At 59.6% G+C, this 14,005-nt stretch carries 14 protein-coding genes; 10 read left to right on the forward strand and 4 right to left on the reverse strand.

The annotated features are described in order from the left end of the window. Nucleotides 1-178: 178 nt before the first annotated feature. On the reverse strand, nt 179-643 hold the full coding sequence (locus tag ABUK73_RS03170; RefSeq protein WP_353576012.1) for a nucleoside deaminase: 465 nt from the start codon (nt 641-643) through the stop codon (nt 179-181). A 72-nt stretch (nt 644-715) separates the two neighbouring features. Here ABUK73_RS03170 and ABUK73_RS03175 point away from each other — a divergent pair, with 72 nt between their 5' ends. From ABUK73_RS03175 to ABUK73_RS03220, 10 genes are all read left to right on the forward strand, one after another. Next, nucleotides 716-2,683 carry a pseudouridine synthase gene (locus ABUK73_RS03175; RefSeq protein WP_353576013.1) on the forward strand — a complete coding sequence of 656 codons (1,968 nt, stop codon included), beginning with the start codon at nt 716-718 and terminating at the stop codon, nt 2,681-2,683. After that, nucleotides 2,664-3,221 (forward strand): 16S rRNA (guanine(966)-N(2))-methyltransferase RsmD, encoded by a 558-nt coding sequence (gene rsmD / locus ABUK73_RS03180; RefSeq protein ID WP_353576014.1) that lies wholly within the window; start codon nt 2,664-2,666, stop codon nt 3,219-3,221. Before ABUK73_RS03175 ends, rsmD begins: the two co-directional genes overlap by 20 nt. 206 nt (nt 3,222-3,427) lie before the next feature. Next, nucleotides 3,428-4,258 carry a patatin-like phospholipase family protein gene (locus ABUK73_RS03185; protein ID WP_353576445.1) on the forward strand — a complete coding sequence of 277 codons (831 nt, stop codon included), beginning with the start codon at nt 3,428-3,430 and terminating at the stop codon, nt 4,256-4,258. A 90-nt stretch (nt 4,259-4,348) separates the two neighbouring features. Further along, a complete protein-coding gene (locus ABUK73_RS03190; protein WP_353576015.1) occupies nt 4,349-5,695 on the forward strand; it encodes a TldD/PmbA family protein in 1,347 nt (448 codons plus the stop codon). A 97-nt stretch (nt 5,696-5,792) separates the two neighbouring features. Further along, complete coding sequence (locus ABUK73_RS03195) at nt 5,793-6,596, forward strand: 3'(2'),5'-bisphosphate nucleotidase CysQ (protein WP_353576016.1); 804 nt, start codon at nt 5,793-5,795, stop codon at nt 6,594-6,596. 70 nt (nt 6,597-6,666) lie between these two features. Continuing rightward, on the forward strand, nt 6,667-6,903 hold the full coding sequence (locus ABUK73_RS03200) for a DUF4170 domain-containing protein (RefSeq protein WP_113088718.1): 237 nt from the start codon (nt 6,667-6,669) through the stop codon (nt 6,901-6,903). Between the two features lie 312 nt (nt 6,904-7,215). Continuing rightward, complete coding sequence (gene waaA / locus ABUK73_RS03205) at nt 7,216-8,532, forward strand: lipid IV(A) 3-deoxy-D-manno-octulosonic acid transferase (RefSeq protein WP_113088717.1); 1,317 nt, start codon at nt 7,216-7,218, stop codon at nt 8,530-8,532. A 3-nt stretch (nt 8,533-8,535) separates the two neighbouring features. After that, the gene (locus ABUK73_RS03210; protein WP_353576017.1) at nt 8,536-9,276 is read left to right on the forward strand and encodes an HAD family hydrolase; all 741 of its coding nucleotides are present in this window, start codon (nt 8,536-8,538) and stop codon (nt 9,274-9,276) included. 96 nt (nt 9,277-9,372) lie between these two features. Continuing rightward, nucleotides 9,373-10,404 carry a tetraacyldisaccharide 4'-kinase gene (gene lpxK / locus ABUK73_RS03215; RefSeq protein ID WP_353576018.1) on the forward strand — a complete coding sequence of 344 codons (1,032 nt, stop codon included), beginning with the start codon at nt 9,373-9,375 and terminating at the stop codon, nt 10,402-10,404. A gap of 111 nt (nt 10,405-10,515) precedes the next feature. Further along, nucleotides 10,516-10,860, forward strand: coding sequence for a hypothetical protein (locus ABUK73_RS03220; RefSeq protein ID WP_353576019.1), 345 nt, complete (start codon nt 10,516-10,518; stop codon nt 10,858-10,860). A gap of 94 nt (nt 10,861-10,954) precedes the next feature. On the opposite strand, the gene ABUK73_RS03225 is transcribed toward ABUK73_RS03220, so the two are convergent. The 3 genes from ABUK73_RS03225 to mutL all read right to left on the reverse strand — a co-directional run bounded on the left by ABUK73_RS03225 (nt 10,955) and on the right by mutL (nt 13,714). After that, nucleotides 10,955-11,452 carry a YciE/YciF ferroxidase family protein gene (locus ABUK73_RS03225; protein WP_113088713.1) on the reverse strand — a complete coding sequence of 166 codons (498 nt, stop codon included), beginning with the start codon at nt 11,450-11,452 and terminating at the stop codon, nt 10,955-10,957. A gap of 133 nt (nt 11,453-11,585) precedes the next feature. Further along, nucleotides 11,586-11,822: a DUF2093 domain-containing protein gene (locus ABUK73_RS03230; protein WP_353576020.1), complete on the reverse strand. Its 237-nt coding sequence runs from the start codon at nt 11,820-11,822 to the stop codon at nt 11,586-11,588. Nucleotides 11,823-11,896: 74 nt separating this feature from the next. Beyond that, nucleotides 11,897-13,714, reverse strand: a complete 1,818-nt coding sequence (gene mutL / locus ABUK73_RS03235) for a DNA mismatch repair endonuclease MutL (RefSeq protein WP_353576021.1) — start codon at nt 13,712-13,714, stop codon at nt 11,897-11,899. Nucleotides 13,715-14,005 lie beyond the last annotated feature (291 nt).

Consider the following 14,005-nt stretch of genomic DNA (forward strand, 5'->3'; position numbering starts at 1 on the left):
TCGTCGCCAAACGCTTGAATACGAGTAGAATCAACACCGTGCGCCGTGTCTACAGATTTAAACCGGACAGTAGTGGGCTTGACCCGAGGATCTAACGAGCCCCTACGTCAAACGTGGTCAGATCCTCGGGTCAAGCCCGAGGATGACGTTGAGTGTGAGGTGAGCGTGGCAACCCACCTTACACTGCACCATCATTCCGCTTGCTCTGAAAAAATTCCCGTAAAATCTCCGCACTCTCCACTTCCGCCATTCCCGAATAAACCTCCGGCGCGTGGTGGCATGTCGGCTGGTTGAAGAAGCGCACACCGCTTTCCACCGCCCCGCCCTTTACGTCATTGGCCCCATAATAGAGGCGGCGGATGCGGGCAAACGATATGGCGGCGGCGCACATGGTGCAGGGTTCCAGCGTCACGTAAAGGTCCGCGCCGGGAAGTCTTTCCTGCCCCAGTTCCTCGCAGGCCATGCGGATGACAGCGATTTCGGCGTGGGCGGTCACGTCGTTCAATTCGCGGGTCCGGTTGCCGGAACGGGCAATCACACGGCCATCCAGCACCAGCACGGCACCGATGGGCACTTCGTCCCGTTGGCCTGCGGCCTGCGCTTCGGCCAGCGCCAGCTCCATGAAATGCGTCGTTTCCGCCATAGTTCTTGCAATTTCCTCTTAACCAGTGCCGCGCGACCTGATAGGACACGGCAAACAACAGGCAAACAACAAATGACATTCAAAGACAAGCCGAAGCGCGCTGGCGGCAAAACATTCGACCGTGACAGGAAGCCGAAGCCTTCGGCAAAGCCTGATGCGGCGCGCGAAAACAAGCCAGTGACGGCCAAGGCCGAGACTGTCGTGACCGAGACGGCACCCACCAAGCCCGAACGTATTTCCAAGATCATGGCGCGCGCAGGCGTTGCCTCGCGCCGCGATGTCGAGCGCATGATCATGGAAGGTCGCGTGTCGCTGAACGGCGTCAAGCTGGACAGCCCGGTGGTCAACGCCACCCTCGATGACAAGATCGAGGTCGATGGCGCGCCGATCCGTGGTGCCGAACGCACGCGTCTGTGGCTGTACCACAAGCCTGCCGGTCTGGTGACGACCAATTCCGACCCGGAAGGGCGCCCGACCGTTTTCGACAATCTGCCGAAGGAACTTCCCCGCGTCCTGTCCATCGGACGTCTGGATATCAACACCGAGGGCCTTCTGCTGCTGACCAATGACGGCGGCCTGTCGCGCGTTCTGGAACTGCCCACCACCGGCTGGCTGCGCCGTTACCGCGTGCGCGCCCATGGTGAGGTCGATCAGGCCGCATTGGACAAGCTGAAGGATGGCATTGCCGTCGATGGCGTTCTCTACGGTGCCATCGATGCGACGCTGGACCGGACCCAGGGCCACAATGTGTGGATCACCATGGGTCTTCGTGAAGGCAAGAACCGCGAAATCAAGAACGTGCTGGGTGCGCTCGGCCTGGAGGTCAACCGCCTCATCCGTATTTCCTACGGTCCTTTCCAGCTGGGTGATCTGCCGGAAAGCCAGGTGGTGGAAGTGCGTGGCCGCATGCTGCGCGACCAGCTTGGCCCGCGCCTGATCGAAGCCGCAGGCGCCAATTTCGATGCCCCGATCTATGATGCGGTCGTTGACGAGGATGAAGCTCCGGTTCAGCGTCCCGTCAAGTCCGAATGGACCAAGCGCGGCGATGCCGAGCAGAACCCGCGCGGCGGCAATTTTGCGGAAAAGCGCGACAATCCGCGCGACCGCGCGCAGGGCAAGCCGGATGCGAAGCGTCCCGGCAAGCCTTTCGCCAAGGGTCGCGATGAAGAGCGCGACGACGACCGTCCCAAGCGCCCGCCCATGGGCAGCAACCGCACAGCCAATGTGTGGATGGCCCCGGGTGCAAGGCCAACGCGTGATGGCAAGGAGCGCAAGTCCGTGCGCGCCGAAGCCGAAAGTGTCTTCAAGAAACCATCCGCAGAAGCCGATGCCCGTCGCGCAATCGTCAGACATAGAGACGTCGATGGCGAATGGATCCGCGCAGACAAGCCCGCGCAGGACGACAGCCGTGGTCGCGGCAGAGGCGAACGCGGTGGCGAGCGCGGCGAGAAATCCTTTGGAGATCGCAAGCCGCGTGACGCAGGCGACCGTGGTGATCGCCCCCGTGGCGACCGTCCCTTCAGCGCACGCCCGGATCGTGGCGACCGTCCGGCCCGGACAGGAGAACGTAGCGAACGCCCTTACGGCGACCGCAAGCCACGCGATGGCGCTGAACGCAATGACCGCCCCCGTGGCGAACGTTCGTTCGGTGATCGTCCCGCCCGTGCGGAACGTCCTTTCGGCGACCGTCCGGCCCGCAGCGAGCGTCCCTTCAGCGACCGCAAGCCGCGCGAAGAGGGTGATCGTCCACGCGGTGAGCGCCCGTTTGGTGATAAGCCACGCGGTGCAAAGCCCTTTGGCGACAAGCCGCGTGAAGGTCGTCCGTCCGGTGGCAAGCCGGGTGGTTTCGGCGGCAAGCCAGCATTCGGCAAGCCGCGCGGCGAGCGCTCCGAAGGCGGATTTTCCGGCAAGGGGCCTGCTGGTGGCGGTAAAGGCGGAGATCGCAAGGGGCCAGGTAACGGTCCCGGCGGCGGTAAAGGCCCTGGTGGCAAACCTTCTGGAGGCAGGGGAATGACGCGTAATGCGGATCGTAGGCGGTGAGTTTCGCGGCAGGTCTCTTGCCGCTCCGAAATCGAATACAATCAGGCCCACCATCGACCGTACGCGGGAAAGCCTCTTCAACATACTGAGCCACGCCTATCCGGAAAGTCTGGATGGCACGCGCATTCTCGATGTCTTTGCGGGCACGGGTGCGGTCGGGCTCGAGGCTCTGTCGCGCGGTTGCCGCGTCGCGCTGTTCGTTGAGAACGGCGTCGAGGGCAGGGGGCTTCTTTGGGAAAACATCGATGCTCTCGGTCTTCATGGCCGTGCGCGTATTCTGCGTCGTGATGCCACAAAGCTCGGCAGCGTCAACAATATCGAACCCTTCGATATGCTGTTTGCCGACCCGCCCTATGGCTATGGCCATGGTGAAAAAGCCATGCTGGCAGCCCATCAGGGCGGCTGGCTGGTGCCGGGCGCGCTTGCCATTCTGGAAGAGCGTGCCGATGTTCTGGTATCGGTCGATCCCGTGTTCAAGCTTCTGGAAAGCCGCACCTTCGGCGATTCCATGATGCATTTTTACCGTTACGAGCCTTAAGCGCCGTTTTGGTCACGATGACGCGCGACCTTGTGCGCGCGTCACTCTCCTGTCGTCTTTGTGTCATAGAGCGGGACAGCACATGACATGAAGGAGAGTCCGCTCTCGTGGCTGACAAGAAAAAGAAACTCTCTGGCAAGAAGCGCAAACGCAAAGACGCGGCGAGAGACAATCCTGTAGCGCAAGTCCGTGATCCGACATTCGCACTGGCGCTGGGTGGCGGTGGCGCGCGCGGCATTTGCCACATCAACATCGTTGAAGCGCTGGACGAACTGGGCATCCGCCCGACTGCCATTGCGGGCTCCTCCATTGGCTCCATCATCGGTGCCGGCATGGCCGCAGGCATGAGCGGTCGCGATATCCGCGAATATACGCTGGAGCTCATGGGCAAGAAGGGCAGTGTCGCCAACAAGCTCTGGAGCCTTGGGCCTGCCTCCATGCGGCACGCGGTCTTCGGCTTTCGCTTTGGCCAGTTCAACCTTGAACTCGTTCTCGATGCGCTTTTGCCATCCGCTTTGCCAAAGACCTTCGAAGGGCTGAAAATTCCGCTAAAGGTCACGGCGACGGATTATTATGCGCAGTCGGAAGTCATCGTTGAAGATGGTGATCTCAGGCAGGCGCTTGCGGCATCTTCCGCCATTCCCGCCCTGTTCATGCCCATCCGTATGAATGACCGTATCATGATCGATGGCGGCATTTTCAATCCCGTGCCTTACGATCATCTGCTGGACAAGGCGGATATCGTGATTGCGGTGGATGTGGTTGGCGGGCCGGAGGGCGATGGCACGACAATGCCCAGCCGCTTCGAGAGCCTGTTCGGTGCCAGCCAGTTGATGATGCAATCAGTCATTTCCCTGAAGCTGCGCATGCACCCGCCGCACATTTTCCTCCGCCCGCCGGTCAATCGCTTCAAGGTGCTGGATTTCCGCAAGGCACATGAAATCCTGGCCGAATCTCAGGTCACGAAGGATGATCTCAAACGGCAGATCGAGATGCAGGTGGAGCTTTATCACCGCGGTCACGGCGTTGACGCGTAAGCATTTCGCTCAATTACCGGTGAAATGCGGCTTTGGCCTTGATGCGGCAGATGCGCCGCAATAAATGAAGGTCAACGAAAGGCTTAGCCCATGTCCTCAGATATCGATTCCTCCAAGCTTCTCGAGCGCGCCAGTGAACTGGTCGATCTGGCCCGCCGCGCAGGCGCGGATGAGGCTGACGCCGTCATCGTGCGGTCGCGCTCGCAATCCGTCGGCGTGCGGCTCGGCAAGGTGGAAAGCACGGAATCCTCCGAAAGTGATGATTTCTCGCTGCGTGTCTTCGTGGGCAAGCGCGTCGCCAGCGTTTCGGCCAATCCCGGTTTCGACCTGAAGACACTGGCCGAACGCGCTGTCGCCATGGCCAAGGTTTCGCCGGAAGATCCCTATGCCTGCCTTGCGGACAGCAACCGGCTGGCAAATTCCTACGAAGACCTGCAACTCTTCGACCCGACCGAAGTCTCCGCCGATCAGTTGCGTGAGGCAGCGCTTGCGGCAGAAGAAGCGGCACTGGCCGTTCCGGGCGTTAGCAACTCATCTGGTGCGGGCGCATCCAGCGGCATGGGCGGCCTTGTACTGGTCACCTCGCATGGCTTTGCAGGCAGTTACATGGGCAGCCGCTTCGGTCGTTCCGTCAGCGTCATCGCCGGTGAAGGCACCAAGATGGAGCGCGATTACGACTACGACAGCCGTCTCTATTTCGCCGATCTCGACAATCCTGAAGACATTGGCCGCCGTGCGGGTGAAAAAGCGGTCAAACGCGTCAATCCCCGTCAGGTCGATACCGGTAGCAACGTTACGGTCGTGTTCGATCCGCGCATCGCCCGTGGTTTCGTCGGCAGCATTGCCGGTGCCATCAATGGCGCATCGGTCGCTCGCAAGACCAGCTTCCTGCGCGACAAGATGGGCCAACAGGTGCTGAAGAAAGGCCTGTCGATCACCGACGACCCGCAGATCGTGCGCGGACCATCTTCCCGTCCCTTCGATGGCGAAGGCGTGCGCGGTGAAAAGCTTGTGATGATCGAAGACGGCGTGCTGAAGCATTGGTTCCTCTCGACATCGACGGCCCGCGAAATCGGTTTGGAAACCAATGGACGTGGTGTACGAGGCGGAACGTCAGTCTCTCCGGCCTCCACCAATCTGGCGCTGGAGCCGGGCGATATCTCACCGCAGGATTTGATTGCGCAGGTCGGCACCGGCTTTTACGTGACCGAATTGATCGGCCATGGTGCCAATCTGCTGACGGGTGAATATAGCTGTGGCGCAAGCGGTTTCTGGATCGAGAATGGCGAAAAAGCCTTCCCGGTATCGGAGGTGACGATTGCCTCTAACCTCAAGGACATGTTCATGCGGGTCACGCCTGCAAATGACATAGACCGCAAATATGGCGTGGCCGCACCGACGCTCGCCATCGAAGGCATGACCATAGCGGGACGCTGATACCGCCATTCGGCGGTTGCTTTGTCGCACATGCCATGCGCATGGTCAGGCTCTGGAAACAGGCCCCCATCAGGGCCGTGCAACGAACGACGACGAAATGACCGATATGACAGGGGCAGAGTGGCGCCCCGATCTCGACCTCATTGTGGATGCCGCCCGCCAAGCCGGGCGCGTCGCGCTGGATTTCTTCCGCAAAGACCCGGAGGTCTGGTGGAAGCAGGGCCATTCGCCCGTCAGCGCAGCGGACTATGCTGCCAATGAGGTTCTGGCGAAGGTCCTGCGTGGTGCGCGCCCGGACTATGGCTGGCTTTCCGAAGAAACCGATGATGATGAAGATCGTCTGACGCGAGACACCGTCTTCGTGGTGGACCCCATCGATGGCACGCGTGCCTTCATTGCCGGTAAGGATACATGGTGCGTCAGCGTTGCGGTCGTCCATCGCGGCAGACCCGTCGCTGCCGTGCTGGTTGCGCCTGCCTTTGACGAAGAGTTTACCGCGCTTCCCACCGGCCCCGCTTTGAAGAATGGCCAGCCCTTGGCTGTCTCGTCTGCCGGTCGCGAGCAGATCCAGCTTGCCGCACCGGAAGACGTGATTGCGCGGCTTCCGCAGGATTTGAAATCGCGCGTCCACCGCATTGCGCATGTACCGTCGCTTGCCTACCGGCTTGCCATGGTATCGGATGGGCGGATCGATGGGACTTTGGTCAAGGCCAGTTCCCATGACTGGGATCTGGCCGCTGCCGATCTCATTTTAGAGCGGGCAGGCGGGCAGCTGGTTAGCCTTGACGGAAAGCCGTTGATCTACAATCGACGCGCGGTCAGTCACCCGGAATTGTGCGCCGCAGCAAATCATATCCTTCCAGCGCTGCTGGAGCCGCTGAACTTGTCGGCGAGAGGTTGATTTTCGCGGTGAAATCCCGCAGATGAGGGGCTTCTCGGGGCAATTGGAATATTAGAAAGAAGAGAAGAAAATGACTGTAGCAGGCGAACAGAAACAGCTTCTGCACCTCGTATTCGGCGGCGAGCTTGAAAATCTTCAGGACGTACAGTTTCGCGATCTGAAGGCGCTGGATATCGTTGGCATCTTCCCGGACTATGCAACTGCGCTCACGGCGTGGAAGTCAAAGGCCCAGCAGACTGTGGATAACGCTCACATGCGTTATTTTATAGTGCATATGCACCGTCTCCTCGACCCGCAAAGCAAATAATCGCTGCTTTCCTACTTCCTTTGTACTATACCGGACAGAGCAAAAGGTTGTGCGAGTCCCGTAAGGGCACGCACAACATCTGGTTACCGCTTACATTTTTCGTGAGCCGATTTTTGTTCTGAAACAAAAAAGACGCATTTTTATATGAAATAGGCTTCCACACATCGACTGAAAAACGCTGACGCGGTTTTCGAAGATCCGATGGCTAAACAAAAAGATAGAGCGGCGCGGACGCCTCCGTTTGTGCGACGCAACGCTCTGGCAGGGATCACAGGGGAAAGCATTGCGCGAAATGATCGAAGGCAGCATGTCATGAACAGCCGAATCGCACGTTTCGCCCTTTCGGGTTACAGAATTGCAGGCGTTGCCGCTTACCCCTTTGCCCGCCCCTATCTCATGTATCGCTCTGCCAAGGGCAAGGAAGACAAGCGCCGCCGTATGGAGCGCTTCGGTTATCCCAGTGCTGAGCGCCCGCGTGGCCCGCTCGTCTGGTTTCACGCTGCAAGCGTCGGTGAAACACTCGCTCTCGTTCCGCTCATCCGCGAAATCCGCAAACGCGATATTCACGTTCTTTTGACCACAGGCACAGTCACCTCGGCAGAACTTAGCCGCACGCGTCTGGGCGATGACGTCATTCACCAATATGTCCCGCTCGACATCAAGATTTCCGTCAACCGTTTCCTGACCTATTGGGCACCGGATGCAGCGATTACCGCCGAGTCCGAGATATGGCCAGTGACGATGATGGAGCTGGAGCGCCGTCACATTCCGCAAATCCGCGTCAATGCACGTCTGTCGGATCGCTCCTTCGGGCGCTGGCACAGCCGTTCGGATTTTGCCGAGGCGCTGTTCAGCAAGCTCGCTCTGGTGGTTGCACAATCGGATTTGGATGCGGAGCGCTTCCGCGATCTCGGTTCATGGCCGGTCGTCGTCTCCGGCAATCTCAAGGGCGATACTGATCCACCGCCATGCGATGCCGCGCTGCTGGAAACCTATCGCCGTCAGATCGGCAATCGCAAGACATGGGCCGCGATCTCTACCTTCGATGGTGAGGAGAAGGCAGCCGGAACCGTGCATTCTGCCATCAAGTCCCGCAACGGCCAACTCACCATCATCGTGCCACGTCACCCGGAACGGGCAGACGAAATCGAGACCATGCTGAAAGGCATGAACCTTAATGTGGCGCGCAGAAGCCGCAATGATGCCATCACACCTCAGACGGATATTTTCCTCGGCGACAGCATCGGTGAGATGGGGCTTTATCTCCGGCTGACGGAACTGGCCTTTGTCGGTCGTTCGCTGATGGCGGAAGGCGGGCAGAACCCGCTGGAACCGGCCATGCTCGGTTGCGCAGTCCTGTCCGGCGCGCATGTGCAAAACTTCCGCGAAGCCTATCAGAAGCTGCTGCGCTCCGGCGGCGGGCGCATCATTCGCGATGTGGAGATGCTGGCCAAGGCCGTGCATTACCTGCTCGTCAACGATAATGAACGCTACAAGATGATCGATGCGGGCGGTCGGGTCATTCAGGATATGCGTGGCGCACTGTCTTCCACCGTCAAGGCGCTGGAACCCTATATCAATCCGCTGACGGTGACCGCGAAACTCCAGCCACGCAGCGCGGTTGGCTGATCCATGGACGCGACTAACACGGCACGCTCAGTGGCTAGCATCGCCGCCATTCTGTTCGATAAGGACGGAACGCTCATCGGTTATGACGCCAGCTGGGGCCCCGTCAATCGTGAGCTTGCAGCCATTGCAGCGCAGGGCGATGCGGAGCTTGCCGACCAATTGCTTCTGGCCTGCGGCATGGACCCGGTCACGGGTCATGTCACGGCGGACAGCCTTCTGGCCGCTGGGAATACCGCACAGATTGCGCAAGGCCTTGTCGCTGCCGGTTCGCCTTGCGATGTCTTGGAGCTCACTCAACGCCTCGACCGGCTGTTTACCGATGCGGCTGGAAAATCCGTCGCGGTGACGGATCTGAAAGCCTTCTTCGCGCGGCTGAAGGGCCGGGGCTACAAGCTCGGTATCGCATCCAGCGATAACGAAGCCTCCATTCGCGAGCTGGCCAAACGTTTCGGCTTCGAGGCCGATCTCGATTTCGTCGCCGGTTACGATAGCGGCCATGGCACCAAGCCACAGCCCGGCATGGTTCTGGGTTTCTGCCAGGCTATTGGCCTGCCGCCGGAATGTGTTGCTGTGGTGGGTGATAATAATCACGATCTGCATATGGGCCGCAATGCTGGTGCTGGCCTGCGGGTGGCGGTGTTGACCGGCACGGGCTCTAAAGAGAGCCTGTCGGCGGACTGCGACTATTGTTTTGAGGACATTACAGGCCTCGAAAGCCTGTTGCCGGAACGCGCGGCATCTTAAGCATCGAGCCTGCAAACCACCTCCTTTGCAAAATCCTTACCTTTCTGGCAGATAGCTGCTGCTACCAATTCGGGTAAAGCGGGAGTTTGGGGACGGATGGTTTCGGAAGCACCGCCATTCTGGTGGGAAAAATCCGGTTGGCAGGCTTGGGCGCTGGCGCCTTTTTCCTTCGTTTACGGCAAGGTCGCCGGGCGGACGATGAAGAAGGCAAAGCGCGCATCCGTGCCTGTTCCCGTCATCTGTATCGGCAATTTTACCGTGGGTGGTGCGGGCAAGACCCCGACCGCCATTGCTATTGCCCGCGCCGCAATCGACAAAGGCCTGAAGCCCGGCTTTCTCAGCCGTGGTTATGGCGGCACGCTGGATGTAACCACGCTGGTCGATGCCAACCATCACCGTTCAGTCGATGTCGGAGATGAGCCGCTGTTGCTGGCGCGCGAGGCGATGACCGTCATCTCTCGCAGACGTGTCGAGGGCGCAAAGCGTCTGGTGGCCGAAGGTGTCGATCTCATCATCATGGATGACGGGTTTCAGAGCGCGCGGCTGACGCTGGATTATGCCCTCGTCGTCATCGATACGCAGCGCGGCATCGGCAATGGTCATCTCGTTCCCGGAGGTCCCGTCCGGGCACCGCTGGATGAGCAGATGCGCCAGCTGTCGGCCATCCTCAAGGTGGGAAGAGGCAATGCCGCAGATGCCATCGTGCGCACCACGGCGCGGGCGGGGAAACCCGTTTTTGTCTCCTCCATTCAGCCGCGTCCGCAGCCGGGCTTTGAAGGCAAGCGCGTTCTGGCCTATGCAGGCATTGCCGATCCCGACAAATTCTACCGCACGGTGGAGGAACTGGGCGGGCAGATCGTCTCCAAACGCTCTTTCCCGGACCACCACCATTTCAGTGACGAAGAAATCGGCGACTTGCTTGAGGAGGCCAACAGGCTCGATCTCTTGCCGGTAACGACCGCCAAGGATGCCGTGCGCCTGAACGGGCATCACGGGCTGACATCGGAATTGCTCTCGAGCAGCCTCGTGATCGAGATCGACATGTCCTTCGATGATCCCAATGCGGCAGGCACGATCATCGATGTTGCCATGGAGAATTGCCGCCGCCGAAAGCTCCAGCATCCCTAGCATTCTCTGCAACGTTGAATCTCATGGGCGTGAAGGAACAATCTGACGTTGGGGGGCTTTTCCTGAGAAGACGGGCATCCACTGTGCCCGCCAAGGTTTCAGGAGGAATTCATGCCGCAGGGTACCGAAAAAAAGGTCTTCACCCCACGCGAAAGTCGTCAGGGTTTCCGTGGAAGCCCAGTTCTCGTCATTCTCGTCATCAGCCTGCTGCTGGCAGGTGCCGTCTGGATCGTCGCTGAGACGTGGGGCGAAAGCACAGCACCGGCCACGACCGAAACCCAGTCTGCACCCGGCCCATCGACACCAAATGCACCGGCTGATCCGGGTGCAAAGGGCGCCGGTTCTTTCGATAACAACACACCGTCAGGCACAGCACCTGCAACGGGCGGCACGGATAGCAATCCTAATCCGGGTCAGGCAACTCAGCCCGCGCAGCCAGCCCAACCCGCACCATAAAACCGCACAGGAAGAAACCGGGCATTGCCCGGTTTTTTTTGTCTTCGATAAACAGAACCGGGCAAATCGCCCGGCTCCTGTCGTATCGTGGATTTTATGCAGCCTTCTGAGCGGCGGCATTGACCGATGCGCTGGCCAGTTCGGTCAGCGATTCATCCGTTGTTGATTCTTCGGTCAGCGTGGCGTCCAGCAACGGCACGACCTTGGTGTGGCCGAGCTTTTCAGCCCATGCCTTCAGCGTGCCGTAACGGGTGATTTCGTAATGTTCGACAGCCTGTGCGGAAGAAATCAGGCCAGCATCCAGTGCCGCAGTGCCCTTGTAATCTTCCATGATCTCTTCGCCTTCAGCGATGATGCCCTGGATCGCTTCGCAGGTCTTGCCCTGTGCGCGCTTGCCGATGAGTTCGAAGACTTCCTGGAGGCGTTCGATCTGCCCCTGGGTTTCTTCCTTATGCTTCTCAAACGCCGCCTTCAGCTTCGGGTCAGTCGCCGCGCGTGCCATTTTCGGCAGAGCTTTCAGCACCTGACGTTCCGCGTAATAAATGTCTTTCAGCGTGTCGTAGAAAAGATCGTCGAGTGTCTTCTCGGCCATAGTCAGCTCCTATTGAAAATTGTGCGTGTGCATTGCAACGCTGGTCTAACCAGCGCCATCAGCGAATGTTCCTGATGGGTTGTGCACAACGTCAATTTACTTTAGCAGGCCGTGAAATTCTGGCCGCTGGAGATCAGCTGGCGCGTTTCTGATTGGGCAGGGCGCCAGCGCGTTTTTCAGCTTCCAGCGAGGCCTCGGCATCCGCATAGGGCTCCTGTCGCGCAACGCTCCAGTAGCGCAACTCGTCCAGCGGAATGAACTTGCCAGTCATGGCGCAGACGACGTGCGAGCCGGTCTGGACGATACGCATATCGCCGTCGAGATATTCGACCTTTGCTTCGCGATTGCCGCCGCCTTCAAATCTGTTCATTCTTCTAGTCTCCTGACGCTCTGTCTTTTTAACCGTGCCGTGGCGGGAATGCCAGCCTGAGGTGCGGGAATGTCTCAACTTCTGCCAAACAGTTTTTCGATGTCGGCAAGTTTCAGCTCGATATAGGTCGGACGTCCGTGGTTGCACTGGCCGGAACCCGGCGTGTTTTCCATCTGCCGCAGCAGCGCGTTCATTTCCTCCGGTCGCATGCGACGGCCTGAACGCACCGAGCCATGGCAGGCCATGGTGGCGGCGACATATTCCAGCTTGTTGGCAAGGCTGCCCGCCGTGTCCCATTCGGCGATCTCATCGGCCAGTTGCCGCACCAGCCCCTGCACATTGACCTCGCCCAGCATCGCCGGTGTCTCGCGCACCGCCACGGCTCCCGGCCCAAAGCGCTCGATGGCAAGCCCCATGCTGTCAAACCCCTCGGCATGTTCCATCAGCCGGTCACAGTCTTCTTCCGGCAGGTCGATGATTTCGGGAATGAGCAGAACCTGCGAGGGCGGGCGCTTGGAATGCAGGGCTTTGCGAATTTCCTCGAAGACAAGCCGCTCATGCGCGGCGTGCTGGTCCACGATCACAAGACCGTCTTCCGTCTGAGCGACGATATAATTGGCATGCACCTGCGCCCGTGCGGCACCAAGCGGATAGCGGGCAGTGTCCGCAACTGCTGTTGCATTATCTTCGGGGTCGGCTCGCTCCGCCCGCGCCGTCGGCATGGTGATGTCGGTGAATTGCGATTGCGCGGTTTCGCGCAGCGCCAGATCGCTCGAGACCGACAGAGGGCGCGATGGCGAGGTTGCAGGTGTCCATGCCTGTGACGAGAAGGGTCGAACGGTCGAAGGGCTGTAGCCTGGGCGAAACGCATTCATCATCTGCGCCGCGCCCGTCGTTGCGGCCCGGTCCCCCTCCCGGCTCAATGCCTGCCGCACGGCCCCGACGATCAGCCCGCGGATTAGGCCAGGGTCGCGAAAGCGCACATCGGATTTTGCTGGATGCACATTCACATCCACCAGCGCCGGGTCTAGCTGCAAGGATAGAACCGCAATCGGGTAACGACCATGCGGGATGGTTTCGGCATAGGCACCGCGAATGGCCGATAGCAGAAGCTTGTCCTGCACCGGGCGGCCATTGACGAACATATATTGATGGGCCGAATTGCCGCGATTGAAGGTCGGCACGCCCGCGAAGCCCGTCAAGGTCACGTCTTCGCGCTCGGCATCGATCTCGATGGCATTGTCCTTGAAGTCGGCGCCAAGAATTTGCGCCATGCGCGCCAGATGGTCATCGCCGGTTGCCGGAAACTCCAGCGTCGAGCGATCGGTGCCCGACAACACGAAGCGGATATGCGGAAAGGCAATGGCCATGCGCTTGACGATTTCGGTAATCGCCGCCGCTTCGGCCTTTTCGGTCTTGAGGAATTTCAGGCGCGCAGGCGTGGCGAAGAAGAGATCGCGGACCTCAACGATGGTGCCGGTGTTGGATGGTGCTGGCCGCACTGGCGAAAGCTTGCCTCCGGCAACCGAGATGATGGCACCTTCTGCGGCACCCTGCTGGCGGCTGGTAATAGTCAGCTTGGCAACGGAACCGATGGAAGGCAGGGCCTCTCCACGAAAACCCAGCGTGCGGATATCGTCCAGCGTCGCCGAAATCTTAGAGGTGCAATGCCTGCGGATCGCCAGTTCCAGATCGTCGGGCGACATGCCGCAGCCATTGTCCGAAATGCGCACCAACCCCTTGCCGCCGCCTGCGGTGGCGATTTCGATACGGGTCGCACCGGCATCGATGGCGTTTTCGATCAGTTCCTTGGCGGCACTCGAAGGGCGTTCGATGACTTCGCCGGCGGCAATCTGATTGATCAGGGTTTCTGAAAGCTGTTTGATGGACATGGGTACCGTTTTCGTGGATTCGCGCGTCTTGTGAAAGCGAAATCACGCAAATCACCGGCCATGGCTTGGTTGTCCCGCTAAATATTTCTTGCACACAACGTTAAGTACCTCTTAAGGGAAAACTTCTAGGGTGCAGTCAGCTTGGAATGAATGCAGTATTATGTCCTTTCAGCATAGCGAAGGGGATATATGTGGCGGAAAGCAGGGGCCGCCACCCGATCTAGACCAATCTGCTTCAAGCACCGATCCCGCATGTCCGATTTCTTTAGCCATTTCCGTGTGGTCGTTGGC

Source organism: Agrobacterium vacciniicorymbosi, from assembly GCF_040427045.1.
Taxonomy (GTDB): Bacteria; Pseudomonadota; Alphaproteobacteria; order Rhizobiales; family Rhizobiaceae; genus Agrobacterium.

Excerpts from the sequence above, each read along its gene's own strand:
- ABUK73_RS03170 (WP_353576012.1), bottom strand. The coding sequence starts at position 643 with ATGGCGGAAACGACGCATTTCATGGAGCTGGCGCTGGCCGAAGCGCAG.
- ABUK73_RS03175 (WP_353576013.1), top strand. The coding sequence starts at position 716 with ATGACATTCAAAGACAAGCCGAAGCGCGCTGGCGGCAAAACATTCGAC.
- rsmD (WP_353576014.1), top strand. The coding sequence starts at position 2,664 with ATGCGGATCGTAGGCGGTGAGTTTCGCGGCAGGTCTCTTGCCGCTCCG.
- ABUK73_RS03190 (WP_353576015.1), top strand. The coding sequence starts at position 4,349 with ATGTCCTCAGATATCGATTCCTCCAAGCTTCTCGAGCGCGCCAGTGAA.
- ABUK73_RS03195 (WP_353576016.1), top strand. The coding sequence starts at position 5,793 with ATGACCGATATGACAGGGGCAGAGTGGCGCCCCGATCTCGACCTCATT.
- ABUK73_RS03200 (WP_113088718.1), top strand. The coding sequence starts at position 6,667 with ATGACTGTAGCAGGCGAACAGAAACAGCTTCTGCACCTCGTATTCGGC.
- waaA (WP_113088717.1), top strand. The coding sequence starts at position 7,216 with ATGAACAGCCGAATCGCACGTTTCGCCCTTTCGGGTTACAGAATTGCA.
- ABUK73_RS03210 (WP_353576017.1), top strand. The coding sequence starts at position 8,536 with ATGGACGCGACTAACACGGCACGCTCAGTGGCTAGCATCGCCGCCATT.
- lpxK (WP_353576018.1), top strand. The coding sequence starts at position 9,373 with ATGGTTTCGGAAGCACCGCCATTCTGGTGGGAAAAATCCGGTTGGCAG.
- ABUK73_RS03220 (WP_353576019.1), top strand. The coding sequence starts at position 10,516 with ATGCCGCAGGGTACCGAAAAAAAGGTCTTCACCCCACGCGAAAGTCGT.
- ABUK73_RS03225 (WP_113088713.1), bottom strand. The coding sequence starts at position 11,452 with ATGGCCGAGAAGACACTCGACGATCTTTTCTACGACACGCTGAAAGAC.
- ABUK73_RS03230 (WP_353576020.1), bottom strand. The coding sequence starts at position 11,822 with ATGAACAGATTTGAAGGCGGCGGCAATCGCGAAGCAAAGGTCGAATAT.
- mutL (WP_353576021.1), bottom strand. The coding sequence starts at position 13,714 with ATGTCCATCAAACAGCTTTCAGAAACCCTGATCAATCAGATTGCCGCC.